At 66.6% G+C, this 25,251-nt stretch carries 22 protein-coding genes and 1 pseudogene; 9 read left to right on the top strand and 14 right to left on the bottom strand.

Annotated elements, in window-relative coordinates; all coding sequences use genetic code 11:
* Positions 1-28 precede the first annotated feature (28 nt).
* A complete protein-coding gene (gene aspT, locus AB4Y35_RS10680; protein ID WP_368704355.1) occupies positions 29-1,711 on the bottom strand; it encodes an aspartate-alanine antiporter in 1,683 nt (560 codons plus the stop codon).
* 586 nt (positions 1,712-2,297) lie between these two features.
* Here aspT and AB4Y35_RS10675 point away from each other — a divergent pair.
* Positions 2,298-3,260, top strand: a complete 963-nt coding sequence (locus AB4Y35_RS10675) for a LysR family transcriptional regulator (RefSeq protein ID WP_368704354.1) — start codon at positions 2,298-2,300, stop codon at positions 3,258-3,260.
* A gap of 111 nt (positions 3,261-3,371) precedes the next feature.
* Here the strand turns inward: AB4Y35_RS10675 and AB4Y35_RS10670 are convergent, their stop codons facing one another.
* A complete protein-coding gene (locus AB4Y35_RS10670; protein WP_342919261.1) occupies positions 3,372-3,902 on the bottom strand; it encodes a hypothetical protein in 531 nt (176 codons plus the stop codon).
* Between the two features lie 118 nt (positions 3,903-4,020).
* Here AB4Y35_RS10670 and AB4Y35_RS10665 point away from each other — a divergent pair, with 118 nt between their 5' ends.
* A complete protein-coding gene (locus AB4Y35_RS10665) occupies positions 4,021-4,830 on the top strand; it encodes a crotonase/enoyl-CoA hydratase family protein (protein WP_368704353.1) in 810 nt (269 codons plus the stop codon).
* 256 nt (positions 4,831-5,086) lie between these two features.
* The gene (locus AB4Y35_RS10660) at positions 5,087-6,904 is read left to right on the top strand and encodes a winged helix-turn-helix domain-containing protein (protein WP_368704352.1); all 1,818 of its coding nucleotides are present in this window, start codon (positions 5,087-5,089) and stop codon (positions 6,902-6,904) included.
* Between the two features lie 65 nt (positions 6,905-6,969).
* Here the strand turns inward: AB4Y35_RS10660 and AB4Y35_RS10655 are convergent, their stop codons facing one another.
* A complete protein-coding gene (locus tag AB4Y35_RS10655; protein WP_368704351.1) occupies positions 6,970-7,239 on the bottom strand; it encodes a hypothetical protein in 270 nt (89 codons plus the stop codon).
* 350 nt (positions 7,240-7,589) lie between these two features.
* On the opposite strand from AB4Y35_RS10655, the gene AB4Y35_RS10650 reads away from it, so the two are divergent.
* Together AB4Y35_RS10650 and AB4Y35_RS10645 are read left to right on the top strand one after the other, a co-directional pair.
* A complete protein-coding gene (locus AB4Y35_RS10650) occupies positions 7,590-8,774 on the top strand; it encodes an MFS transporter (protein WP_368704350.1) in 1,185 nt (394 codons plus the stop codon).
* Positions 8,775-8,886: 112 nt separating this feature from the next.
* A complete protein-coding gene (locus AB4Y35_RS10645) occupies positions 8,887-10,044 on the top strand; it encodes an MFS transporter (RefSeq protein WP_368704349.1) in 1,158 nt (385 codons plus the stop codon).
* Positions 10,045-10,120: 76 nt separating this feature from the next.
* Here the strand turns inward: AB4Y35_RS10645 and fahA are convergent, their stop codons facing one another.
* Together fahA and hmgA are read right to left on the bottom strand one after the other, a co-directional pair.
* The gene (gene fahA, locus AB4Y35_RS10640) at positions 10,121-11,434 is read right to left on the bottom strand and encodes a fumarylacetoacetase (RefSeq protein ID WP_368704348.1); all 1,314 of its coding nucleotides are present in this window, start codon (positions 11,432-11,434) and stop codon (positions 10,121-10,123) included.
* Positions 11,431-12,780, bottom strand: a complete 1,350-nt coding sequence (hmgA, locus tag AB4Y35_RS10635; protein WP_368704347.1) for a homogentisate 1,2-dioxygenase — start codon at positions 12,778-12,780, stop codon at positions 11,431-11,433. The genes fahA and hmgA overlap by 4 nt, the downstream gene beginning before the upstream one ends.
* A 244-nt stretch (positions 12,781-13,024) precedes the next feature.
* Between hmgA and AB4Y35_RS10630 the strand changes: the two genes are divergently transcribed.
* Entirely contained in the window at positions 13,025-13,852 is an 828-nt protein-coding gene (locus AB4Y35_RS10630; RefSeq protein ID WP_342919268.1) for an EAL domain-containing protein, read from the top strand.
* Between the two features lie 42 nt (positions 13,853-13,894).
* Here AB4Y35_RS10630 and murB read toward each other — a convergent pair whose 3' ends face one another.
* Positions 13,895-14,941, bottom strand: coding sequence for a UDP-N-acetylmuramate dehydrogenase (murB, locus tag AB4Y35_RS10625; RefSeq protein ID WP_368704346.1), 1,047 nt, complete (start codon positions 14,939-14,941; stop codon positions 13,895-13,897).
* 278 nt (positions 14,942-15,219) lie between these two features.
* Between murB and AB4Y35_RS10620 the strand changes: the two genes are divergently transcribed.
* Positions 15,220-15,705, top strand: coding sequence for a YajQ family cyclic di-GMP-binding protein (locus tag AB4Y35_RS10620; protein ID WP_028209548.1), 486 nt, complete (start codon positions 15,220-15,222; stop codon positions 15,703-15,705).
* An 87-nt stretch (positions 15,706-15,792) separates the two neighbouring features.
* Here AB4Y35_RS10620 and AB4Y35_RS10615 read toward each other — a convergent pair whose 3' ends face one another.
* The 8 genes and pseudogenes from AB4Y35_RS10615 to queG form a co-directional block, all read right to left on the bottom strand.
* Complete coding sequence (locus AB4Y35_RS10615; protein ID WP_368704345.1) at positions 15,793-16,281, bottom strand: SRPBCC family protein; 489 nt, start codon at positions 16,279-16,281, stop codon at positions 15,793-15,795.
* Entirely contained in the window at positions 16,274-16,597 is a 324-nt protein-coding gene (locus AB4Y35_RS10610; protein ID WP_368616805.1) for an ArsR/SmtB family transcription factor, read from the bottom strand. Before AB4Y35_RS10610 ends, AB4Y35_RS10615 begins: the two co-directional genes overlap by 8 nt.
* An 87-nt stretch (positions 16,598-16,684) precedes the next feature.
* Positions 16,685-18,484 (bottom strand): annotated as a pseudogene (locus tag AB4Y35_RS10605) (methyl-accepting chemotaxis protein).
* A 203-nt stretch (positions 18,485-18,687) separates the two neighbouring features.
* The gene (gene plsY / locus AB4Y35_RS10600) at positions 18,688-19,308 is read right to left on the bottom strand and encodes a glycerol-3-phosphate 1-O-acyltransferase PlsY (protein WP_368690373.1); all 621 of its coding nucleotides are present in this window, start codon (positions 19,306-19,308) and stop codon (positions 18,688-18,690) included.
* A gap of 211 nt (positions 19,309-19,519) precedes the next feature.
* Positions 19,520-20,011 (bottom strand): Cys-tRNA(Pro) deacylase, encoded by a 492-nt coding sequence (ybaK, locus tag AB4Y35_RS10595; RefSeq protein WP_133182557.1) that lies wholly within the window; start codon positions 20,009-20,011, stop codon positions 19,520-19,522.
* Positions 20,012-20,066: 55 nt separating this feature from the next.
* Positions 20,067-21,041, bottom strand: coding sequence for a site-specific tyrosine recombinase XerD (gene xerD / locus AB4Y35_RS10590; protein WP_368704344.1), 975 nt, complete (start codon positions 21,039-21,041; stop codon positions 20,067-20,069).
* Between the two features lie 10 nt (positions 21,042-21,051).
* Positions 21,052-21,537 carry a methylated-DNA--[protein]-cysteine S-methyltransferase gene (locus AB4Y35_RS10585; protein WP_368696125.1) on the bottom strand — a complete coding sequence of 162 codons (486 nt, stop codon included), beginning with the start codon at positions 21,535-21,537 and terminating at the stop codon, positions 21,052-21,054.
* Positions 21,538-21,653: 116 nt separating this feature from the next.
* The gene (gene queG / locus AB4Y35_RS10580; RefSeq protein WP_368704343.1) at positions 21,654-23,051 is read right to left on the bottom strand and encodes a tRNA epoxyqueuosine(34) reductase QueG; all 1,398 of its coding nucleotides are present in this window, start codon (positions 23,049-23,051) and stop codon (positions 21,654-21,656) included.
* A 17-nt stretch (positions 23,052-23,068) separates the two neighbouring features.
* Here queG and tsaE point away from each other — a divergent pair, with 17 nt between their 5' ends.
* Positions 23,069-23,659, top strand: a complete 591-nt coding sequence (gene tsaE, locus AB4Y35_RS10575; protein WP_368704342.1) for a tRNA (adenosine(37)-N6)-threonylcarbamoyltransferase complex ATPase subunit type 1 TsaE — start codon at positions 23,069-23,071, stop codon at positions 23,657-23,659.
* Complete coding sequence (locus AB4Y35_RS10570; RefSeq protein WP_368704341.1) at positions 23,641-25,188, top strand: N-acetylmuramoyl-L-alanine amidase; 1,548 nt, start codon at positions 23,641-23,643, stop codon at positions 25,186-25,188. The genes tsaE and AB4Y35_RS10570 overlap by 19 nt, the downstream gene beginning before the upstream one ends.
* Positions 25,189-25,251: the final 63 nt, after the last annotated feature.

Below are 25,251 nucleotides of genomic sequence, written 5' to 3'. Positions count from 1 at the left end.
TCGAGCCGAAAACACCAGCCAATATTCGTCAGCCAAACTTCGCCGCGAGCCCTACCACCACGGGGCCCATGAGCGGCAAGAGGATGTTCGACAGCGCGTAGGTGATCGTGTAGCCGATCACGGGAGTCGAGTTGCCGGCTACGCCGACGAGCGCACTGATCGCCGGCGTGCTGCACTGCTGGCCTGCGATGGCGCCGAGCAGCATCGGCGCTTCGAGCTTGAGGAACATGTGCCCGATCCACAGTGAGAGGAGCCCGGGAATCAGCACCATCAGAATGCCGGCGAGCGGCAGCGCGAGACCGTACTCGCGCACGAGCTTGATGGCGTCGGGGCCGGCGGAAAGCCCGACGGCCGCGATGAAGGTGGCGAGACCAAAGTCCTTGAGCACCTGCGCGGCGGCCGAGGGCAGCGAGCCCACCAGCGGGTAACGCGAACGCAGCCAGCCGAAGAACAGACCCGAGAGCAGGCACCCGCCGCCCGTGCCGAGCACCAGCGTGACGCCGCCCACGTTCACGCCGAAACGCCCGATCATCATGCCGACCAGCACGCCGAGGCCCAGATAGACGAAGTCGGTCTTCTGGGTGTGCTGGATCACGTAGCCAAGACGCTTCGCGCCGCGCGCGACATCGCTGGGCGTGCCGACCAGCGTCAGCACGTCGCCGCGATGCACGACCATGCCGGGCAAGGCGGGCACCGTGTTGTCGAGCCGCGTGATCGCGCCGACGTAGATGCCGCGGCCCGCTTCCGGCGCGGCGCGTTCGCGCATTTGCGCGAGCGTGAGGCCGTTGACGTCGCGCTGCGTGACCATCACGTCCACGCGTCTGGCGAGCAGCTTGAACAAGCCCTCGCCCGGCATCTCTTCGCCAAGACTGCCTGCCGCTTCGATCACGGCTTCGCGGCGCCCGGCGATCAGCACGATGTCGCCCGCCTGCAGCACGGACTGCGCGTTGGCGTCGAGCTGGCGTCCATCGCGCAGCACGTACTCGATCGTGAGGTTGTTGCCAAAGCGCGCCTCGAAGGCGGCGACTGCGGCGCCGGCCGCGGGCCCCACCTTGAACGCGCGCCCTTCGAGCGGCGCGAGCGCGAGACGCTGCCCTTCGTCGAGCGCGCCGTCGCCGCCGAGCTTGCGATACAGGCGCGCGGCCTCTTCGCGCAGGTTCACGCGCAGGATCAGCGGGGCGATCTGGCTCGTGAAGAGCACGATGGTGATGAGGCCAAAGAGGTAGCTCACGCTGTACGCGGTCACGATATGCGCCTGCAGCGTGCTCACCTGGGCGTCGGTGAGGCCGAGCCGCGTGATCGCCTCGGAAGCCGTGCCGATCACGGCCGATTCGGTCGCCGCGCCCGCGAGCAGGCCCGCCGCGGTGCCCGCATCGAGCTTCATCACGACGACCGCGATCATGATGAGCGCCATGACCGAGACGATCTCGACGATCGAGAGCAGCCCGTAACGCCAGCCGCGACCGACGTTCGCGAAGAATTGCGGACCGCCCGTGAAGCCGAGCGCAAAGATGAAGAGTGCGAAGGCAATGTTCTTGAGGTCCGGCGAGAGGCGCGCGCCGGTTTGCCCGAGCACGAGCGCGACGATCAGCGTGCCGCACACTCCCCCGAGGGAGATCGGGCCAAAGCGGATCGAACCAATCAGATAACCGAGCGCGAGGCTCACGAACAGGGCAATCTCGGGTTGCGACTTCAGCAATTCGACGATCATGTCTGGTCTGCCGATTTACGTTTTAGTTAGCCCGAAAGCATGCTCAAAAAACGAGCGGCAATGCACATTAAATAACATGCCACGCTAAATCCCGGTCGTTATTTTCCGCATATGCAACAATTCATTCACGCAGCAAAATTATCAATGCGCGCTTAATGCCCGCTTGTAAATGACAGGGAATTCACCGACCGCAATGACTCACAATCCGCCGCAGGCAAGGGGCGACCCGCCATGAATCTGGCAGTTCTGACAGATTTCCGATGCTTGCGTGAATTACGCAAACACGTTATCCGCAACGCACAATAATTTGACAGTGACAAAAACGCACAACGCATTCCTCACTCAATTCATGCCGATCGCGTATTGGATCTTTTACAAGTAAGAAATGCTGCGGTGTGTTGAGATAGATATTGTAATTCTCAGCGACTGTCAATATTATTTTTGTTAGATTCCCGCAGGCGTCGATCGCAGTCGTCCATTCGAAGCACTTGACCAGAACAACGCGACACACCGCTTCGTTCCACAACTTCGCCAGCAGTTGCAGTGTCCCTCAACCGGTCCATGCATCGAGCATACGAGGCTATACATGAACCAGATACACGCCATGCGCGTCTTCGTCAGGGTTGCGGAAACCGAGAGCTTTCGTCGCGCCGCACAGCAGCTCGACGTCTCCAACGCGCTCGTCACGCGCTCCGTCGCGATGCTCGAGGCGCACCTGAATACACGCCTCATCAATCGCACCACACGCAATCTCGCGCTGACCGAGGCAGGCCAGCGCTACCTCGAAGGCTGTCGTTGCGTGCTGGAGGAACTCGATCATCTGGAGCGCTCACTGGCGCACACGGAAAGCGAACCGAGCGGCACGCTGCGCGTGGTGGCCGCGGGTGCGCTCTCGCTCGCCACACTCACGCCGCTCATCGACGGTTACCGGCGTCTGTATCCGCGCGTGAACGTGCGCCTCACGCTCGCCGAACGGCCCGTGGATCTCATGGAAGACGGCTTCGACGTGGGCATCGTCGGCGCCACGCCCGCACGCAACGGCGAGTGCGTGGAGCGCGCGCTCGGCACCACGACGTTCGTCCCCTGCGCGGCGCCCGCGTGGCTCGCCGAGCACGGCGAGCCACATACGCCCGAGGAGCTCGCACAGTGCGCGGCGGTCGCGCTGCCCCCCGAGGAGCGCAGCGCGACGTGGCAGTTCGCGAAGCCCGGCGAGCGTGCCCGGCAGGTCACGCTGGAGCCCGGCTACGCCGTCAACAACATGCTGATGGTGCGGCTCGCCGCGCTGGCCGGCATGGGCGTGGCGGTCGTGCCCGCGCCGCTCGTCGCCGACGACTTTAGCGCGGGCACGCTGCGCCGGCTGCTGCCCGACTACGACATCGACGATCCCGACGCGCGCATGTCCATCGTCTATCCGAGCCGCCAGTATCTGCCTGCGAAGACGCGCCGCTTCGTCGACTACACGGTCGAGCATTTCGAGCATGCACGTCATGCATCGCCCATGCCGGCGAGTTCCAATGGCGCACCCAGGCGGCCGGTGAGCGTGGCGTGAGCGCAGATCGGGCGTGCGCAGTCTGTGCGTAGTGCGTGCGCCCGCTTGTTTGAGAACATGCCGCTTGCAAACGCGCCGTTAGCGAACATGCCGTTCGCGCGCGACGGCGCATCAGAGCCGGGGCGAGCTGCCGTCGACCGGAACCAGCAGGCCCCCGTCGCCCGCGCCGCACAGTTCGCGCAGCAATGCCGCTTCGCGCTCGTGCACTTCTACGGGTAGCCACAACGCCCCTGCCCATGCGAGGTAGCGCGCGCGATGCTGGCCGTTGCGAAACGCCACCACCCCCTCGTGCGCGAGTCCGAGCCATCCGGCGAGCCCGGCCACGCGGCGTTTGCTGATCGTCACGTAGGGCATCTGCGGCACGCGCTCGTTGTCCGGATCGAGAAACTCGCGAATGCCGCGAATCTTGCCGCTATGCCAGTCGTCGACGGGCTTGAGCACGTAGTCGGTGTCGTCGCGGTCGGCGCAGAGAAGCAGCTTGTGCAGATCGACGATCACGACGACGTGGCGCGTGCCGTCGGTCGTGAAGACGCGCTTGAAGCGCACGTGGTCATACGCGTCGTGGTCGGGCAACGGGACGGTCCACAAGGGTCCACAAGCGGGATACGGCGAGGAATCCGAAACGGAGGTGATGCTGGACATGGACGTCGATTGCATGCGTGCGGTGGGGAAAGCGCAGTTCAGGAAATGAAACCGGCCTAAGCTACGGATGGACCATTAAATTTTTATGACGAATGCGGGGCGCATCGAGGAGCCACAAATGACGATCGAAACTTTCGGCGAGCACGTCCGTATCGAGACTCAGGAACGTGTAGCAATTCTCGTGCTCGAGCGCCCGGCGCAGCGCAACGCCATCGACCGGCCCGTTGCGAATGCACTCGCTGCCGCCTTTACGCGCTTCGAGGAAAATCCCGCATGGCTCGCGGGCGTGCTGTACGGCGCGGGCGGCACGTTCTGCGCGGGCGCGGACCTCAGCGCGCTCGCCGATCCCGCACGCCGCAATGAAATCCACGCCGACGGCAGCGGCCCAGGCCCGCTCGGACCCACGCGCATGTCGCTCAGCAAGCCCGTGATCGCAGCGATTTCGGGCTATGCCGTGGCGGGCGGGCTCGAACTCGCACTGCTGTGCGACCTGCGCGTGGTCGAAGAAGACGCCGTGCTCGGCGTGTTTTGCCGCCGCGTGGGCGTGCCGCTCATCGATGGCGGCACGGTGCGCCTGCCGCGCCTGATCGGCCTGTCGCGCGCACTCGATCTGATCCTCACGGGCCGCGCCGTCGATGCGCACGAAGCCCTCGCATTCGGCCTCGCCAATCGTGTGGTCGCAAAGGGCGGCGCGCGCGCGGCCGCCGAGCAGTTGGCCGCGCAACTCGCGGCGCTGCCGCAGGCGGCGTTGCTCGCGGACCGCCGCTCGGCGCTCGAGCACAGCATGCTGCCCGACACCGCCGAGGCGCTGCGCCGCGAAGGCGCGCTCGGCTATCGCGCGGTGCTCGACGAAGGGCTCGCACTCGCGGCGCGCTTCGCGGCCGGCGCGGGCCGTCACGGTGAACCGCTCGATCCACGCGAACCGTAGTCCGCCAAACGAAAATCGCACGCGAACCCTCGCGACGGTCGATTGAGTCGATCGACGTGCCGATGGCCACCGTGCGCAGCGCTTGACGCTTGAAGGCGCGCGCGCGACCCACTACATTGAAATTGATCCGCGCCGCTGCCCCCGCCCCTGCCGCCATGTGTCATGACGCTGAGTCCTGCTGCGTCGTCTAACGGCAATCTTCAGACGAACCGCCCCGGCGCCCCCTTCCCTGATGCCGCATCACGGGAGAGATCTCATGCCGACGGATCGAATCATCCGCTTCGCGGACTTCGAACTCGACGTCGAGCGGTACCAGTTGCGACGCGAAGGTACGGAGGTCAAGCTGGAGCGGTTGCCCATGGATCTGCTGATCCTGCTGGCCTCGCGCCGCGGCGAGCTGATCTCGCGCGCGGACATCGTCGACCGGCTGTGGGCCGGCAGCCCCTTTCGCGACACCGACAACGGCCTGAACACGGCGATCCGCAAGATCCGCATCGCGCTCGCCGACGACCCCGCCAAACCGCGTCACCTCATCACCGTGAAGGGCAAGGGCTACCGGTTCGACGGCATCCTGCCCGCACTTGCCGACGCTCACGATGCGCCGGCTGCCGCGCGCGACCCGCACGCGCCGCGCGAGAGCGAGCACGCGCCGCCCGCCGTGCGCATGCTGGTGCTGCCGTTCGCCAACCACACCGGCGACGCGAGCCAGGACAGCCTGTGCAGCGCGCTCGCCGACGAGATCTCGGTCACGCTCGGCGCGCTCAACCCGGAGCGCCTGCTCACGATCGCGCGCACCACGGCGGCGCGATACCGCGCGACGCAAAAGAGCATCGGCGAGATCGCGCGCGAGCTGAAACTCGACTTCGTGCTCGAAGGCTCGCTCACGCGCGCGGGGCAGCAAACCCGCATCCTCACGCGTCTGATCCGCTGCGCCGACGAAGCGCAGATCTGGAGCCGCGCGCACGAAAGCGCCACGCAAGGCGCGCTCGACATCCTCAAGGAAGCGGTCGCGGCGCTCGCCGAGAACCTGGCGTCCACGCTTTCCGAGCAACAGCGCACGCGCCTCGAGCGGCGCCTGCCCGTCGATCCCGCCGCGCACGACGCATATGTGCGCGGGCGTTTCTTCTGGTATCGCCGCGTGCATTTCGAAGCGGGCTTTTGCGCACATCACGGCATCGACGGCGAAGACTTCGTGCGCAGCCGCACCTACTTCGAGTCCGCGCTCGAGCACGACCCGAGTTATGCGCTCGGCTATACGGGCCTTTCGAACTACTACGGATCGACGGTGGTGCATGGCTTCGTCGCACCCGACGATGGCTGGCCGGTCGCACGCTCGCTTGCCGAGAGCGCGCTCGAACTCGACCCGGACCTGCCCGAGGCGCATCACGCGCTCGCGGCCGTGCGCTACTTCTACGACTGGGACTGGGACCAGGCCGAGGCTGGCTTCAAGGCCGCACTGCGGCGCAACCCGAGTTACCCGGAGGCGCATCGGCTCTATGCGCGCATGCTGGTGGCGGCGGGCCGCCGCGCGGAAGGCGACGCCGCGATGGAGCGCGCCGAACGCATCGATCCGCTGGCGTTCCAGGGGTCACGCGCGTTCGGTATGGTGATGTCGGGCAGGCATGCGGAAGTCGTGAGCGAATATCTCGCGCCGGGGCACATGGACCATCCGCCGCTCGTCTATCAGTTGCTCGCTACCGCGTTCGAAGTGAAAAAGCTCTACGCGCAGGCCGTGGACGCCACCGTGGAGGCGCTCGAACGCTGCAACCAGCAGGCGCGCGCGAGCACCATTCGCGCTCGCTGGGAAACGGGCGGCTATGACGCGGTGTTGCGCTGGTATCTGGAAGATCTGCTCGCGCGGCGGCGGGCCCGGTACACCTCGCCGCTGCTCATCGCCGAGGCCTATGCGCGCCTCGCGCAACCCGACGAAATGTTCCGCTGGCTCGAAACGGCGCTGGCCGAGCGCAGTTCGCGGCTATGCGAGTTGCGCACGAATCCATGGTTCGCGCCCTGGCGTCCGACGGGGCGCATGCGGCTCATCGAAAAACATATTGGCGGCGGCCCGACACGCTGAGCGCCTGGCGCAGATCGCGAGAGCGCGTCGGGTCGCCGTCCTGATACCTGGGTCTCCCTGTTGACTCAGTTCCCGTGATAGAGCCCTTCGCTCAGCGCCTTCTGCTGGCCCGATTGCTCGGAGCGCACCAGGTCCTGGTAGACCTGCGCGTGCGTGAGCGCCATCGGCGCACCCGAAGCGCTCGTCGACATCGGCGCGCCGCCGACGTCCTGCGCAGCCGGCGGCGTGCTGGCCTGTTGTGTCTGGTCGTCGCTTTGCGGTTGCGCCAGCGCACTACCTGCGAATAAGGCGGCCGCTGCGGCCACCGCGATGCGTACTGTGTTCATCGTGTTCATGTCATCGCTCCAGGAGGGTTGCGCATGTTCGGTTCCGTCATGCGCGGGACGGACGATGCGAGGGCTGCGCCTGCCGGCGGGCGGACCGGATGGCGGACTGTTTCGCTCGCTGGATCGTGTGGGTATCGTGCTGCCCGCGAGCGCGTTGCGCCATGCACGTAACCTGTAGAAATCGTCAAGAAAAATGAAGGAACGGTGAACGGGTTGCGGCGAGACAGGCTGTTGTTTTCCCAACAGCATTGAAAAGCGTGCCGTATGCGTTGTGTCAGGTTTCAGTACAATTCCGCGTTGACTTAAATAAAACGGCTTCGCGCTCAAGGCCCGTCGCCGACCTGCGCCGACCACTCGCCATGCCCTTGCCTCTTCTCGCCCTTGCCGTTGCCGCCTTTGGTATCGGTACCACCGAATTCGTCATCATGGGCCTGCTGCCCGACGTCGCGCGCGACCTGAGCGTCTCGATCCCGGCGGCGGGCATGCTCGTCTCGGCCTACGCGCTCGGCGTGACGATCGGCGCGCCCATCGTCGCCATCGCCATTGCCAATGTGCCGCGCAAGCAGGCACTCATGCGCCTGATCGGCATCTTCATCGTCGGCAACCTGTTGTGTGCGCTCGCCCCGAACTACTCGATCCTGATGGCCGCGCGCATCGTCACCGCGTTCTGCCACGGCGCGTTCTTCGGCATCGGCTCGGTGGTCGCGGCTGGCCTCGTCGCGCCGAACCGCCGTGCCCAGGCCATCGCGCTGATGTTCACGGGCCTGACGCTCGCCAACGTGCTGGGCGTGCCGCTCGGCACGGCGCTCGGCCAGATCGCCGGCTGGCGCACGACGTTCTGGGCCGTGACGGCCATCGGCATCCTCGCGGCGGCGGCGCTGCAGGTGTGCCTGCCCGCGAAGATCGAAATGCAGAAGGCGAGCCTCGTGCATGAGTTCGGCGTGCTGAAGAACCCGCAGGTGCTCATGGTGCTCGGCATGAGCGTGCTCGCCTCGGCCAGCCTCTTTGCGGTGTTCACCTACATCACGCCGATTCTCGAAGACGTGACCGGTTTCTCGCCGCATGAAGTCACGTTCGTGCTGCTGCTGTTCGGCCTCGGGCTCACGGTAGGCAGCACGCTGGGCGGCAAGCTCGCCGACTGGAAGCTCATGCGCTCGCTGCTCACCTTCCTCGCCATGATCGCCGTGGTGCTCGCCGCGTTCTCGCTGACGATGCACGACCCGATCGCGGCCATGGCAACGATCTTCGTGTGGGGCATTCTTGCGTTCGCGATCGTGCCGCCGCTCCAAATACTGATCGTCAACCGCGCGAGCGACGCGCCCAACCTCGCCTCCACGCTCAACCAGGGCGCGTTCAATCTCGGCAATGCGGGCGGCGCGTGGATCGGGGGCGTGGCGATCAGCGCGGGCGCGCCGCTCACGGCGCTGCCGTGGGTGGGCGTGGCCACCGCGTTCGCGGCGCTCGCGCTCACGCTGGTTTCTGCGCAAATCGACCGGCGCGCGCGCCGTCGCGTAGCGGTTTCCGGGCCGACTTCCTGCGCTTGATGCGTTTCTCGATGCGCGCACGGACAGGCGCGTGTCGCGCCGAGTCGCGCGCGTTCAAACCGAGGCACGCCTGCGCCGCGATTTTCGCGCGCACGTAGTAGCATCTCGCCCGATGAAAACCGTCCTCACCCGCGACTTTCTCGCGCTGATCCTGAGCGTGGCCGTGGTCGGCCTCGGCTCCGGCGCGACGCTTCCGCTCACCGCCCTCGCCCTCACCGATGCCGGCTACGGCACCGCCATCGTCGGCCTGCTCACCGCCGCCCAGGCGCTGGGGGGCCTCGCCGTCGTGCCGTTCACGGCATGGATCTCGACACGCTTCGGCTCGCGCCAGGTGATCGTCGGCTCGGTGCTGACCGTGGCCGTCGCGACCGCATTGATGCAGGCAAGCGCCAACCTGTGGCTCTGGGCGCTCCTGCGCATGCTCTGCGGCGCGGCGCTCATGCTGCTCTTCACCATCGGCGAAGCCTGGGTCAACGAACTCGCCGACGACTCGAACCGCGGCCGCGTGGTGGGCATCTACGCGACCACGTTCACGCTGTTCCAGATGTCGGGCCCGGTACTCGTGAGCCAGATCGCGGGCTATACGGCGTGGCGCTTCGCGATCTGCGGCGCGATCTTTCTCATCGCCCTGCCGATGCTCGCGGCGATCCGCTCGAACCCGCAGCAAACTGACATGCACGAGCCGCACGGAAGCTGGCGTCACGTGATGCCGAAGATGCCCGCGCTCATCGTCGCCACCGGCTTTTTCGCGCTGTTCGATACGCTCGCGCTCTCGCTGTTGCCGCTCTTCGCGATGGGTCACGGCATCGACACCGAGGTGGCCGTGCTGTTCGCCTCGGTCGTGCTGCTCGGCGACACGACCATGCAATTCCCCATCGGCTGGCTCGCCGACCGGCTCGGCCGCGAGCGCGTGCATGCGCTCATGGGCGTGATCGTCGCGCTGCTGCTGCCGCTGTTGCCCTTCGTCGTCGCTACGCCCTGGCTGCGCTGGCCGCTCCTCTTCGTGCTGGGCGCGGCGGCGGGCTCGATTTATACGCTCGCCATCGTGGCCTGCGGCGAGCGTTTCGAGGGCGTCGCGCTGGTTTCCGCGAGCGCGCTCGTGAGCGCGGCGTGGAGCGCGGCGAGCTTCGGCGGCCCGATCGTCACCGGCGCGCTGATGGAGCATGCGGGCCGCGACGCGATGCTGTGGGTGCTGTTTGCGGGGGCGCTGGTGTTTCTCGGTGCGTTGCGGTGGGAGCGCTTGCGCGGGCTGGCGCAAGCGCGCGCATAACACGAGCACGAACGAAAAAACGGCCGATGCGCCTTCAAGGTGCATCGGCCGTTTTGCTTGCTGAGTCGAGGCGTGGTTACTTCAGCGCCGGGAGGATCTTGCCGACGCAGGCACCGAACCCCACACGATAACCATCGCCCTGGCACCAGCCCGCTAGCGTGAGTTCGTCGCCGTCTTCGATGAAGCCGCGCGTGCCGCCGCTCTTCAGTTCGAGCGGATTCTTCGCGTTCCATGTGAGTTCGAGCAGGCTGCCGAACGAGTCCGGCGTCGGGCCCGAGATCGTGCCCGAACCCATCAGGTCGCCCACGCGCGTGTTGCACCCGGCCACGGTGTGATGCGCGAGCTGCTGCGCCATCGACCAGTACATGTGGCGGAAATTCGTGCGTGCGATGGTCGTCGCCTCGGCCGCGCCTTCGGGCTGCATCCGCACTTCGAGCGCAATGTCGAACGCGTGGTCGCCCTCGTGCCGCAGGTATTCGAGCGGCTGCGGCTCCTGCACCGGCTGCGCGACGCGGAACGGCTCCAGCGCGTCGAGCGTGACGACCCACGGCGAGATCGTGGAAGCGAAGGTCTTCGCGTTGAACGGCCCGAGCGGCACGTACTCCCATTGCTGGATATCGCGCGCGCTCCAGTCGTTGAGCAGCACCATGCCGAAGATGTGGTCCTCGGCGTCTTCGCACGCAATCGGCTCGCCGAGCGCATTGCCGCGCCCGACGATGAAGCCCGTTTCCAGCTCGATATCGAGCTTACGGCACGCGCCGAACACCGGACGCTCCTGATCGGGCAGCTTCAACTGGCCGTTCGGGCGGCGCACCGGCGTGCCGCTCACCACCACCGACGACGCGCGGCCGTTATAGCCGATCGGCATCTCGGACCAGTTCGGCAGCAGCGCATTCTTCGGATCGCGAAACATCGAGCCGACGTTCGTCGCGTGTTCCTTCGACGAGTAAAAGTCGGTGTAGCCCGGAATCTGCACGGGCAGATGCAGCTTCGCGTCGGCGAGCTTCACGAACGCGCGCTGGCGCAATGCCGCGTCGTCGCGCAGCGTGGCCGTGTCGCGCGCGAGCAGCGACGAGAGCTGCACGCGCACGCTGCGCCACGTCTCGCGGCCAAGCGCGATGAAGTCGTTCAGCGCGGTACGCGCAAAGACGTCTTGCTGCGCATTCGCAGGCAGATGCAGCAGCCCGGCTTCGTGCAGCACCGCAAGGTCCGCCACGAGGTCGCCGATCGCCACGCCCACGCGCGCCGTTGCGTTCTTGGCGTCGCTGAACACGCCGAACGGCAGGTTCTGGATCGGGAAATCGCACTGGGCGTCGTTCGCGCTCTCGACCCAGCTCTTGCGCCTCGCGTCGAGCGTCGCCTTGAGTTCGTCCGTCATGGTGCTGTTCATTGCTGCTCCGGATTGAAGTGTTTCGCGAGGCCTTGCCAGCACTCGTAGTAATGCGCCTGCAGCTGGCTCGTTTCGAGCGCGTAGCGCGTCGGGCGGATCAGCGTGCGGGTCTCGAACATGAAGGCCATCGTGTCGCCGACCTTGTGCGGTTGGGTCGTGTCGGAGTTCGATGCCTTCTCGAAGGTCTCGGCGTCGGGCCCGTGGCCCGTCATGCAGTTGTGCAGGCTCGCGCCGCCCGGCACGAAGCCTTCGGACTTGGCGTCGTACACGCCATGCACGAGGCCCATGAACTCGCTCGCCACGTTGCGGTGATACCAGGGCGGACGGAACGTGTTCTCGGCCGCGAGCCAGCGCGGCGGGAAGATCACGAAGTCGATCGAGTCGACGCCCGGCGTGTCCGTGGGCGCATGCAGCACGAGAAAGATCGACGGATCGGGGTGGTCGTAGCTGATCGAGCCGATGGTGTTGAAGCGGCGCAGATCGTACTTGTAGGGCGCGTAGTTGCCGTGCCACGCCACCACGTCGAGCGGCGAGTGGCCGATGTCGGCGCGCCAGAGCTGGCCGTTTAGCTTCGTGACGAGTTCGAACGCACCTTCGCGGTCTTCATACGCAGCGACGGGCGTGAGGAAGTCGCGCGGATTCGCGAGGCCGTTCGAGCCGATCACGCCGAGATCCGGCAGACGCAGGAGCGCGCCGAAGTTCTCGCAGATATAGCCGCGGGCTTCGCCATCGGGCAGATCCACCGTGAAGCGCACGCCGCGCGGGATCACGACGATCTCGAACGGCTCGACGTCGAGCCGGCCCATCTCCGTACGGATCGCGAGACGCCCTTGCTGCGGGACGATCAGCAGTTCGCCGTCGGTGTTGTAGAAAAAGCGGTCCACCATCGGCCGGTTCGCCGCGTACAGGTGGATCGCGCAGCCGCTCATCGAGGCCGCCGAGCCGTTGCCCGACATCGTCACCCAGCCGTCGATGAAATCGGTGGGCTCCGCAGGCATGGGCAGCGCGTCCCAGCGCAGCTGGTTGGGCGGCGTGGGCGGCACATCGCCGAAATCGGCGACGAGGCGCGGCGCGCCGTTCACATCGAGACGCGAGGCGACCGGCGCAAACGGCTGATGCACGGCGCCCGGGCGGATCCGGTAGAACCACGTGCGGCGGTTGTGCGAGCGCGGCGCGGTGAATGCGGTGCCCGAGAGCTGCTCGGCGTACAGGCCATAGGCGCAGCGCTGCGGCGAGTTCTGGCCTGCGGGCAGCGCGCCCGCCAGCGCCTCGGTCGCGAACTCGTTGGCAAAGCCGCTCATGTAGCCGTGCTGGACTTCGGTTGGGTGCCGCAAAGGTGCGTTCATTGCTGTCTCTCCACGTTCTCGGGTCATGACATGACGTCACGCGATTTACGGATGGTAAAACCAATTACGATTAGTGAAATTAGGCGTATACCCTGACGGACAGCCGGTCGCCTCCAGAACTGGCGCGAATGGTCGATAACGTTATGACCAAACAGTCCATCCGGCGCGGCTGCGGGCTGCTACCATCGGGTCATGCGACCCCGTGTGGGGCTCGCACTTTTCATCCGCTTCCCGCTACATCACCATGATTGCTCCCACCATTCCCGAGCTCGTTGCCCGCGCCGCCGACCATCCGTTTCTCGGCGAGCACCTGGCGATGGGCACTGGCGCGCACGCCAAAGAGGCCGTGGCGCGGCGGCGCGGCGTGGAGCTATTGAGCGCCTACGAGCCGATTTACGACATCAGCGTGCACAGCGGGGCGCAGTCGCTCACCGCCGATCTCGCGATGGCGTCGCGCTTTGGCGACGAACTCGGCTACCAGGCCGTCACGCTGCGTGAGCAGGACGGCCAGCTCGCGCCCTGCGACGCATTCAGCGACACGCTCGACGATCCCGACCTCGTCGCGGTCGACCGCATGGTGCGCGCGCTGCACGCCATCAATTTTCTCGGTGGCCAGCAGCACGGGCTACTCTTCCTGCGCGTGCACGAGCGGCTCCTGAAGAGCGTGAAATACGACCATGGACGGCATTTCTCGAACGTGCTGGTGTCGTTCGGGCTCAACCCCGGACGCATCGTGATCGAGCTGCCGGCGGCGGCGGTCGCGCACCGCACGTTCCTCGGCTATCTCACGAAGAGCTATCAGCGGTACGGGTTCAAGGTGGCGGGCAATCTGCCCAATGCCGGGCAGATTCTTTCGGTGTCGGACGTGCCTCGGCCCGACTTCGTGAAGATGGATGCGGCGTCCGCGCTGCGCGATTCGATGGTGAAGCCGCTCGTGAGCTATGCGGCGCGGCTGCGCATTCCGCTGATTTTCAACCGCGTGACCGATGCGGCCCAGTTCGAGCAGTTGCAGCAGTACGACGTGCGCTTCGTGCAGGGGCCGGTGTTCGCGGCCCAGGACAAGGTGATTTGACGATGTGATGCAAGCGAGGCGCCGGGCGGCGCCTGAGCGGCCTTAGAGGCTGACGGGTTCCTGCTCCAGCTCCACGCCGAAGCGCGCGTGGACGTCACGCTGGATCGCCTCGGCGAGTTCGAGAATGTCCGCGCCGGTCGCCCCGCCGCGATTGACGAGCACGAGCGCCTGACGCTCATGCACCGCCGCCGCGCGCAGCGCACGGCCCTTCCAGCCGCACCGGTCGATCATCCAGCCCGCCGCGAGCTTCACGCGCCCGTCACCCTGGTGGTACGACACGATCTGCGGCTCGCGCACGACGAGCGTATCGAACTGCTGCGCGTCGATCACGGGATTCTTGAAGAAGCTGCCCGCATTGCCCAGTTCGAGCGGGTCGGGCAGCTTCGCGCGCCGCACCGCGACCACGGCATCGAACACGGCGCGCGCATGCGGCGCCTCACCCGCGTTGTGCTGCGCCAGCTCGCGCGCAAGGTCGGCATAGCCCGCGTTGGCTTGCCAGACCTTCGGCAGACGGAACGTGACCGAGGTAATGACGAAGCGATCGCGCCCTTCGCGCTTGAAGAAGCTGTCGCGGTAACCGAAGCGGCAGGCGGCCGCGTCGAACTCCACGGCTTTGCCGGTCGCCATCTCGATAGCCCGCACCGCCACGCAGCGCTCGGCCATCTCGAGCCCGTAGGCGCCGATGTTCTGAATGGGCGCCGCGCCCACTGTGCCCGGAATCAGCGCCAGATTCTCGAGACCCGGCATGCCCGCTGCGAGCGTCCACGACACAAAATCGTGCCAGTTCTCGCCCGCAGCCGCTTCCACGTACCAGGCGTGGCCGTCTTCATACGCAACGCGCTTGCCGGTCAACGCCATCAGCAGCACCAGACCGTCGAAGTCGCGCGTGAGCACGACGTTGCTGCCGCCACCCAGCACGAGCGTGCGCAAGCCCTGGGCGCGCGGATCACGCACCGCGGCGACGAGATCGGCCTCGCTTTCGACCCGGCACGCGTAGCGCGCACGCACGTCGAAGCCGAACGTGTTGTGCGCGCGCAGCGCAAAGCCGGCAGCGAACCACGTAGTGACGGGCGTTTGGGTGACGGACATCGAGGAAGAACGGAACATGGACAGCAGACGAAAAATGGCCGGAAAGGCCGCCGGCGGGCACCTGCGCACCGTGGACTCGCCTCCGGGCGGCGGCAGGCCGCCTTGGGCAAACGCAACGGCGCCGGTAGAATGGCGTCGGTCCGTGATTATAGCGAGTGCGCGAACCGCTGCCTGAAAATGCGTCAGTGGACTGCGAAATGCGGCTGCGACCCGCGGGCACCTGGCTTGCATAGCTTTTGCACCGCCGTTTGCGCACCTCGTACTTTTGGGAGAAAGCAATGCCATCGTTTGACGTCGTCAGCGAAGCCAACATGATCGAAGTAAAGAATGCCGTGGAGCAATCCAACAAGGAGATCTCCACACGCTTCGACTTCAAGGGCTCGGATTCGCGCGTCGAGCAAAAAGAACGCGAGCTGACCGCGTTCGCCGACGACGACTTCAAGCTCGGCCAGGTGAAGGACGTGCTCGTGTCGAAAATGGCCAAGCGCAATGTGGACGTGCGCTTCCTCGACTACGGCAAGATCGAGAAGATCGGCGGCGACAAGGTCAAGCAGGTCATCACCGTGAAGAAGGGTGTCTCGGGCGACCTCGCGAAGAAGATCGTGAGGCTCGTGAAGGACAGCAAGATCAAGGTGCAGGCGAGCATCCAGGGCGACGCCGTGCGCGTGACGGGCGCCAAGCGCGACGATCTGCAAAGCGTGATCGCCATGCTGCGCAAGGACGTGACCGACACGCCGCTCGACTTCAACAACTTCCGCGATTAACGCGGCAAGTCCAGCGTATTGCGGGGCGGCTCAGGCCGCCCCGTTTCATTACACACGTCCCCCGCGCGCGCGCTCGCTTTCTCGCGCTCAGTCCGCCGTCACCACGAGCGGCATGAGCACTTCGCCGGTTTCCAGCAGTGTCTTGAGATTCGAGAGGATGCGCGGCCAGCCGCCCGACACCTTCTCGATGAAGATCGATCCCGGCCGCGCCACGCTGTGCGTAATCGTGAGCTTGACCGCATGCTCCACGGGTTCGATGTCGATCGTGCAGAGCGAGTCGCCCTCGGCATGGAGTTCGGCCAGGAACATGTTGCGCCAGCGCAGCACGAGCCGGCGCGGGGGATCGGCTTCGACCACCGCGCCCGAGTCGGCGATGCGGCCGTCGGCGAAGCGCAGCGACCAGGACGATCCCGTTTGCCAGTCGCATTCGTGATGCATGCCGAACCAGTAGCGCTCGGTGAACTCGCGGCTCGTGAGCGCCGTCCACAACGCTTCCGGCGTGGTGCGGATGAACGTGACGTAGACGAACGTCGAATTGCCGGGGGCGCTGCCTTGCGTGTGCTTGTCGCTACTCATGGCTGTCTCCTTCGAGTGATCGCTTGAGGTCGACGAGCGCGCCCACGCGCTCGTGCTCGAACTTGCCGATCCAGCGCGCGGCAATCTCGCCGATGGGCACCGGATTGATGAAATGGCGCTTCTCGCGCCCATGCCGCTGCGTCGCGACGAGATTCGCCTCTTCCAGCACCGTGAGATGCTTCGTGACCGCCTGGCGCGAGATGGCCAGCCCCTCGCATAAATCGGTCAGCGTCTGACCGTTTTTCGCATGGAGGCGGTCGAGCAGTTGACGGCGGCTCGCGTCCGCCAGCGCGCGGAATACGGCGTCGTCGTTCATGCATTGATTATGCAACCATATGGTTGCATGTCAAGGTGAAAAAACGGCGCCGCAGCGCCGTCTTCTCAGTTCACCCGTGCCTTCGCCTCAATCGAGCCTGAACTGGCCGACCGCATCCGCGAGATTGGCCGCCTGGCCGCGCAGCGCCGCCGCGGCAGCCGTCGACTGCTCGACGAGCGCCGCGTTCTGCTGAACCATCTCGTCGAGCTGGCTGACCGCCCGGTTCACCTCCTGGATGCCGCGCGTCTGCTCACCGGCGGCATTGGTGACTTCGGAGATGATGGTCGTCACGTTCGCGACATTCGACACGATCTCATCCATCGTCGAGCCCGCGCGGCGCACGAGCTGCGAGCCCGACGTCACGCTGGAGACGGTCGATTCGATCAGCGCCTTGATTTCGCGCGCCGCCTGCGCACTGCGCTGGGCCAGGCTGCGCACCTCGCCCGCCACCACCGCGAAGCCGCGGCCCTGCTCCCCCGCGCGCGCCGCTTCCACGGCCGCGTTCAACGCCAGAATGTTGGTCTGGAACGCGATGCCGTCGATCACGCCGATGATGTCCGCGATCTTCACGGACGCCTTCTCGATGTCGCCCATCGTGTGCACGACGTCGCCGATCACCGAGCCGCCGCGCGAGGCCGCCTGCGAAGCCGTGGCCGCCGTCACGTCGGCCTGTTGCGCCGCGTTCGCCGACTGCGCGACCGTCGCCGTGATCTCCTCCATCGAGGCCGCCGTCTCTTCGAGGCTCGCCGCCGCCGATTCGGTGCGGCCCGAAAGGTCGACGTTGCCCGCCGCGATCTCGTCGCTCGCGGTACGCACCGATTCGCTCGCGTCGCGGATGTGGCGCATCACGTCGCGCAGCTTGTCCATGAACGCGTTGAACGAGCGCGCGATCTGCGCGACTTCGTCGTTGCCCACGGCGGGCAGGCGCTTCGTCAGATCGCCCTCGCCGGCGCTGATCGCGTCCATCGCGTCGCGCACGCGCGAGAGGCGCTGGAACGACACGGCCGTCGCGGCGGCCACGATCGCCGCGGCCGCCACCGCGATCACCACGAGCGCAATGAGCGACGCCGTGAGCAGCGAGCGCATCGCCGCCGTCGCATCGGCGCGGTCGAAAGCGACCACCACGCGCCAGTCGGTGCCCGGAATCGTTTGCGCACGCATCAGCTTGACGTCGCCCTTCACGTCCACCTTCAACGGCTCGCTCGCCGCGAACAGCGCGTTGAGGCGATCGCCGGCCAGCTCGGGCGCGAGTTCCGCGACGGGTTTGAGCGTGAGCTGCGCGTCGGGGTGCGCGACGATCGCCCCGCTCGCGTCGACGAGCATGCCGAAGCTCGCCGGCGTGGGGTGAATCGAGCGGACGTTGGCGATCACGCTGTCCATCGCCACGTCGCCGGAGATCACGCCCTTCACGGCGCCGTCGCGAATCACCGGCTCCGCGAACGCCACCACGAGCTTACCCGTACCCACGTCCACATAGGGCGGCGTGACGACCGCCTTGCCCGCCGCGACGGCCTGCTTGTACCAGGGGCGCCCGGTCGGGTCGTAGTCGGGCGGGATGCCGGTGGCGTCGGAGAACTTCGCCGTGCGGTCGGCATAGCCCACGTAGACGTTGGTGAAGCCGCCCGCTGCCGCAATCTGCTTGAGCGCCGGCACGGGATCCGGCCCGAGCACGGCGTCCTAGAGCGAGTCGATCATCCGTACATGCGTCGCGACCCAGTCGCCAATGCCCTGGGCGTGGCTCTCTTCGAGCGCCGTGAGCGTGCTGTCGATCGAATCCTTGTTGTGCGAGTCGGCGACGAAATAATTGAGCGCCGTATTCGCGGCAAGCGCGCTCACGACGATGACGACGCATAGCGCGACGATGCGCGCGCGGATGGTGGAAAACATGGGGGGAATGCCGTGTGGAATAGAAGGAGGGAAGCCGCAAATGCCTGATCTGGAACTATCAGGGATTACGGCAAGCCACACGGTGTTCTTGAGGGCACATCCGCAGAAGATGCGCCATGAATCACTTACTTACCAGAAGATGAAAGACGATAAGCGAAATTATCAGACAAATAGATTGCAGCAATCTGACCTGTCAAGCCGGCCTACTTGCCCGCGCCGGCCGCCTTCTTCTCGCCGATGCGGCTTTCCTTGCCCGCGATGAGCTTGGAGATGTTCGCGCGATGGCGCCAGAACAGCAGCACGCTCATGGCGAGGATGGCGAGCGCGACGACGCGCGGGCCGAACATGAACACGTAGTAGAGCGGCGCGAACACGGCGGCCGCCAGCGCCGCGAGCGACGAGTAGCGCGTGAAGAACGCGACGATGAGCCAGGTGGCGAGCGTGGCGACACCGAGAATCGGATTCACGGCAAGCAGGACGCCGGCCGCGGTGGCGACGCCCTTGCCGCCCTTGAAGCGGAAGAACACCGGATACAGGTGGCCGAGGAATACGGCGATCGCGGCGAGCGCAACCGCGGCGTCGCCCAGACCGTAAAGCGGGCCGAAGTGCGCGACGAGCCAGACGGCCAGCCAGCCCTTGAATGCATCGCCGATCAGCGTGAGGATCGCGGCCTTCTTGTTGCCGCTGCGCAGCACATTGGTCGCGCCGGGATTGCCGGAGCCGTAGGAGCGCGGATCGTCGAGGCCCATGAAGGCGCTCACAATCACGGCGAACGAAACCGAGCCGATCAGATAGGCGAGAACGGCGACGAACAGGTTGTACATGCACGAAACCCGGAGGAAGTGGAACGATGCGCGCCGGGCGGAAGCGACAGTCATCGCCGCCCGGCAGCGCGCGACGGCGCTCATTCTACCGAAGCGCGGGCGCGCCCTGCCCGCGCAGTCGGCACAAGCACGCACAAACCAGGGTAAATCAGGGAAGCAACGGGAACGGGCGCGAGGATCCGCTCAGCGGGGGTCGCGCCTTATTCGACCGTTACTCGACGCTCGCGCACTGCACCGGCTTCGCGTTCAGGAGCGTCGTGAGCACCGCGGGGGCGAGGCTCACGAGATAGCCGCGCCGGCCGCCGTTGAGCCAGATCTCGTCGAGTTCGAGTATGGTCGATTCGACGTACACGGGCATGGCTTTCTTCGTGCCGAAGGGCGACGTGCCGCCCACCAAGTACCCCGAATGACGGTTCGCGACCTCGGGCTTGCACGGCTCGATGCGCTTCGCGCCGATCTGCCGCGCGAGATTTTTCGTCGACACCTTGCGGTCGCCATGCATGAGGACGATGAGCGGCTTGGCGTGCTCGTCCTCCATCACGAGCGTCTTGACGACGCGATGCTCGTCCACACCGAGCTGGCGCGCGGACTCTTCCGTGCCGCCATGCTCGACGTACTCGTAGGGATGCTCGCCGAAGGCGACGCCCGCGCGGCGCAGCATCTGCGTGGCGGGCGTTTCGGACACGTGTTTCGTTTTGCTCATCGGCGCATTGTAATCGCACGGTCCGCAACGACTGCACCAGACGCGTTTGCCAGCGTCAGCCGCGCGGATGATGCTTCTCGTGCAACAGGCGCAGCCGCTCGCGCGCGACGTGCGTATAGATCTGCGTCGTGGAGATGTCGCTGTGGCCGAGCAGAAGCTGCACGACCCGCAGGTCCGCGCCGTGATTGAGCAGGTGCGTGGCGAACGCGTGGCGCATCGTGTGCGGCGAGAGCGGCGCATGCACACCGGCCGCCGCGGCGTGGCGCTTGATGATGTGCCAGAACTGCTGGCGCGTCATGCCTTCGGCGCGCGCGGTCACGAACAGCGCGTCGGTCGTGCGTGCGCCGAGCAGCGCCGGCCGCGCCTCGCGCAGGTAGCGCTCGATCCACGCGTGCGCCTCCTCGCCGAACGGAATGAGCCGCTCTTTCGAGCCCTTGCCGAGCACGCGCACGACGCCTTCGTTGAGGCCCACCTCGACGGTCTTGAGCGTGACGAGTTCGGTCACGCGCAGGCCGCTCGCGTACATCAGCTCGAGCATCGTGCGATCGCGCAGCCCGAGCGGCGTCTCGACATCGGGTGCGCCCAGCAGCGCCTCGACCTGCGCCTCGCTCAAGGTGGACGGAAAACGCGGCGCCTGCTTCGCCGAGCGGATGCGCACGGTCGGGTCCGAATGCACGCGCTGCTCGCGCAGCGCCCAGCCGTAATAGCGGCGAAACACCGAAAGACGCCGGTTCGCCGAGGTGGATTTATCGTCCTTGCGGCGCGCGCTGTAGGCGAGCAAATCGTCTTCGTGGGTCGTGTCGAGCGCATTGGAGCGCTCGCACGCGAGCCACTGCGCGAAGAGGCGCAAATCGCGCCGGTAGGCGTCGAGCGTGTTGCGCGAGAGGCCGTGCTCGAGCCACATGGCGTCGCAGAACGTGTCGATGGCGGTCAGGCTCGACGCCAGCGCTTCGGCGGCGGCGGGGTCGAGCGCCTGCTCGGCTTCGTCGGCGGCATCGCTTGCGGCAAGCGGCGGCGGGTTCGTCGTCATCGTCATCGTGTCAGCGCAGTTGAAATCGGTTCGACGTGCATTCGTGAGCAAGCAGCCAGCGCTTCACGTCGCGAAAGAAGCCTTCGCCGCCGTGATGCGCGAAGCCGCCGAGGCCGCTCGCCGACACCACGCGATGACACGGGATCACGAGCGGAAAGGGATTGTCGCCGCACGCCTGGCCCACGGCGCGCGGGCTGACGCCGCCGATGCGCTTCGCGAGTTCGCCGTAGGTGAGGACTTCTCCGGCTTCGATTGCGCAAATGCCGTCCCACACGCGCCGCTGGAATTCGGTGCCGAGCGGTGCGAGGGGCAGGTCGAAGCCGGCGTCGGCGTCCTCGAAATACTGACCGATCTGCTCAGCCGCGCGCGCGGCGAGTTCGCAATCCGGCTCGACGCTCGCCGTCTGTCCCGGCAGATAGACGATCTCGCGCAGCGCGGGCCCGACGGTGCGGATGCCGACCTTGCCGAACGGCGCCTCGATCACTGCGTTGAACATCGTCGACTCCTTCGTGCGCGAACGTTGCACGCCATGGTGCCGCGTTGTGCGCGCGATTTCCAGCGCGCCGTCGTTCAGTTTCAGGTCCATGCCAGCCTCTGCCATTTTCATCCGCATCAAGCCGCTTCGAGCGCCCAGAGCACGTGCTCGCGCACGACCGCCGACTCGTCATGCTCGCGCTCGCGCAGCGCCGTCACGATCGCCGCGCGCGCGGCGTCGCGGGCGCTATCCGCGCCTTCACGCGTGGCGCGCAGCGCATTGCCCATCGCCACCGCGATATTGCGCGACCAGCTCTCGTAGCCGATGCGCCGTATCGCGCTGCCCTGCATGCGCTCGTCGAACTGCGCCGCGCTCCAGCCGAACAGGTCGACGAGACTCGCGCGATCGAGCCCATGACGCACGTCGAAATCCGCGACGGGCGCGGCCTTCGCGAACTTGTTCCATGGGCAGACGAGCTGGCAGTCGTCGCAGCCATACACACGATTGCCGATCAGTTCGCGCAGTTCCAGGGGAATACTGCCCTTGAGTTCGATCGTGAGATAGGAGATGCAGCGGCGCGCATCCACGCGATACGGGCCGGTGATCGCCCCCGTCGGGCACGCGTCGATGCAGCGCGTGCAACTGCCGCAATGCGCGCCCGGCGTTTCGGGCGCGGCGCTGGCCGGGTCGTCGGCGTCAGTGGGCAGCGGCACGTCCACGTAGATCTCGCCGAGAAAGAAGAGCGAGCCTGCATCGCGCTGCAGGAGCAGCGTGTGCTTGCCGCGCCAGCCCACGCCCGCCTTCTGCGCCAGCTCGACTTCGAGCACCGGCGCGGAGTCGGTGAACACGCGAAAACCGAACTGGCCGATCTCGGCCTCGATGCGCTCGGCAAGCTGCTGCAGCCGCGCGCGCAAGACCTTGTGATAGTCGCGGCCGCGCGCGTAGATCGACACGACGGCGGCATGCGGGTCGGCGAGACGCGCGTGCTCGCGCAGACGCCAGTCGGCGTGAACGCTCTCGTGGGCAACGTCCGTGCCAACGTCGGTGCCAGCGCTCTCACCGCGATCCGAACCGCCTTGCGAAGCACTTTCGTGCGTCTTTCCCGCTGCATTCGGCGCGAGCGTATCGATGGGCAAATAGGCCATGCGTGCGGTAATCACGCGTCGCGTGCCGGCCACAAGCTCGTCGGGCCGCGCGCGTTTCATCCCATGTTTGGCCATATAATCCATCTCGCCGTGGCAGCCCGCTTCGAGCCACGCGGCGAGGCCCGCCTCGGCATGGGAAAGGTCGGTGTCACTGATACCGATCGCACCGAACCCCAGCTCGCGCCCCCACGTCCGGATGCGCGCCGCGAGCGCGGCAAGCGCCGCCTCGTCGAGCAGCGTGGCCTGCTCGACGGCTGGCGCAGACGAATCTCGCGGCGCGTTAGCTCGAGCCTGCGCTCGAGCACCCGCCTGAGCGGACGTTGGGTCGAGCGCCTCCGAAGACGCGCGCGCATCCTGCGCGGAGTTGGAAGGGGAATGCGTGGGGTTCATTACGTCATTTTACGAGAATGCCCGACACGCCCGGTCACGACCACGCGCCGCTTTCGCTTGATCCATCCGCCGCCGTTCTCCTCGCGCGCCGTTTCGATCTCGCAGACGCCGACGCCACCGACGCCTTCGGCGCACGCTTTGCGCACGCGCTCGACTCGCTGCGCGCAAATGTTGCACAAAAGAGCGCGCAGCATCACGACGCCCCGCCGTTTCACGGCCTGCACGTGCAGCTGCACGGCGACCTCGGCGCGGGCAAGACCTCGCTCGTGCGCGCCACGTTGCGCGCACTTGGCCACACGGGCCGCGTGCGCAGCCCCACCTACACGCTCGTCGAACCGTACGCGGTCGCCACGCCCTGTGGGGAACTCCAGCTTTATCACTTCGATCTGTACCGTTTCAGCGATCCGGCCGAATGGGCCGACTCGGGCTTTCGCGAATATTTCGCGCAAGATGCGGTATGCCTCGTCGAATGGCCGCAACGCGCGGGCGGCCTGCTTGGCATACCCGATCTCGTGTTCTCGCTGGAGCCGGATGCAAGCGGCGAAGGCCGCGTGCTCACCGCCTACGCATACAGCGCATCAGGAAAGGCATGTCTAGAAAGATGTTAATCAAACCGTTCCGCTCGATCGAATCGGCCGCCACCGCCACGCATAACTGGCGTCGCCGGCAGATTCTGAAGGCGGGCGCCTCCACGCTCGTGCTCGGTCTTGCCGTGCCGCGCCTCGCGTGGGCCACTTCGGTCGTCGGCGTGCGGGTGTGGCCCGCGCGCGACTACACCCGCGTCACCATCGAATCGGACCAGCCGCTGCAGAACACGCAGCAACTGCTGCAGGGCCCAGATCGTCTCGTCGTCGATCTCACCGGACTCGATCTCGACGACGCACTCAAGAACCTCGTCTCCAAGATCACGCCGAACGACCCGCAGATCCAGGCTGTGCGCGTGGGCCAGTACCAGCCGCACGTGGTGCGCATGGTGTTCGACCTCAAGGGCGGTGTGAAGCCCCAGGTGTTCACGCTCGCCCCGATCGGCTCGTACAAGTACCGGCTCGTGTTCGACCTCTATCCGGCGGTCGCGCCCGACCCGCTCATGGACCTGCTCGCGCAAACCGAGCACAAGCAGCAGCAGCTCGACGCGCACGAAGCGATGAAGGACAGCGCGCCGCCCTCCACGCCACCGACGCTCGCGGGTCCCAACACGCCGCCCGCGCACGACAACAGCGACGCGTTCTTCGAGCGCTACGCGCAGAACGACGCGGGCGCCGCGCCGGGCACGCCGCGTCCGGCGCCCCCCGTGGTTGCGCCGCGTGCACCGAAGCCTGCCGCGCCGAAGCCGCCCGTCGTCGCCCAGCGCAACAACGACGACGACAGCGCCAGCGCCGACGACAACTACGGCTTCACCACGCCGAAAACCACCCGGGGCGGCACCACGCGCCTGCTGACGGTCGCGATCGATCCGGGCCACGGCGGCGAGGACCCGGGCGCAATCGGCAGCGCGGGCACCTACGAGAAGCACGTCGCACTCGACATCGCGAAGAAGCTGCGCGCGAAGATCGACGGCCAGCCCAACATGCGCGCGATGATGACGCGCGACGCCGACTTCTTCGTGCCGCTGAACGTGCGCGTGCAGAAGGCGCGCCGCGTGGGCGCGGACCTGTTCGTCTCGATTCACGCCGATGCGTTCACCACGCCCGAAGCGCGCGGCTCGTCGGTGTTCGCGCTTTCCGAGCACGGCGCGACCAGCGCCGCGGCGCGCTGGATGGCGAACAAGGAGAACTCGTCGGACCAGATCGGCGGCATCAGCGTGCAGACGGCCGACGCCGCCGTGAACCGCGCGCTCTTCGACATGTCGACGACGGCGCAGATCCGCGACTCGCTGCGTTACGGCGGCTTCGTGCTCAACGAGGTCGGCGAGATCAACAAGCTGCACAAGGGCTCGGTCGAGCAGGCGGGCTTTGCGGTGCTCAAGGCACCCGACATTCCGTCGATCCTCGTGGAGACGGCCTTCATCAGCAATCCCGAGGAAGAGACCCGGCTCAACGACGACGCCTATCGCGAGAAGATGGCCAACGCGATTCTCAAGGGCATCAAGCGCTATTTCGCGGCCAATCCGCCGCTTGCGAAGAGCCGCATGACCTGAGTGCCGAGTGAGGCATCTGGCGGCTTCAGCAGCGCCGCGCAAGCCTTCGGGCTCGCGCGGCGT

It is taken from the genome of Paraburkholderia sp. EG286A, from assembly GCF_040965375.1.
GTDB lineage: Bacteria > Pseudomonadota > Gammaproteobacteria > Burkholderiales > Burkholderiaceae > Paraburkholderia.
This window is presented reverse-complemented; position numbering and strand designations above follow the sequence as displayed.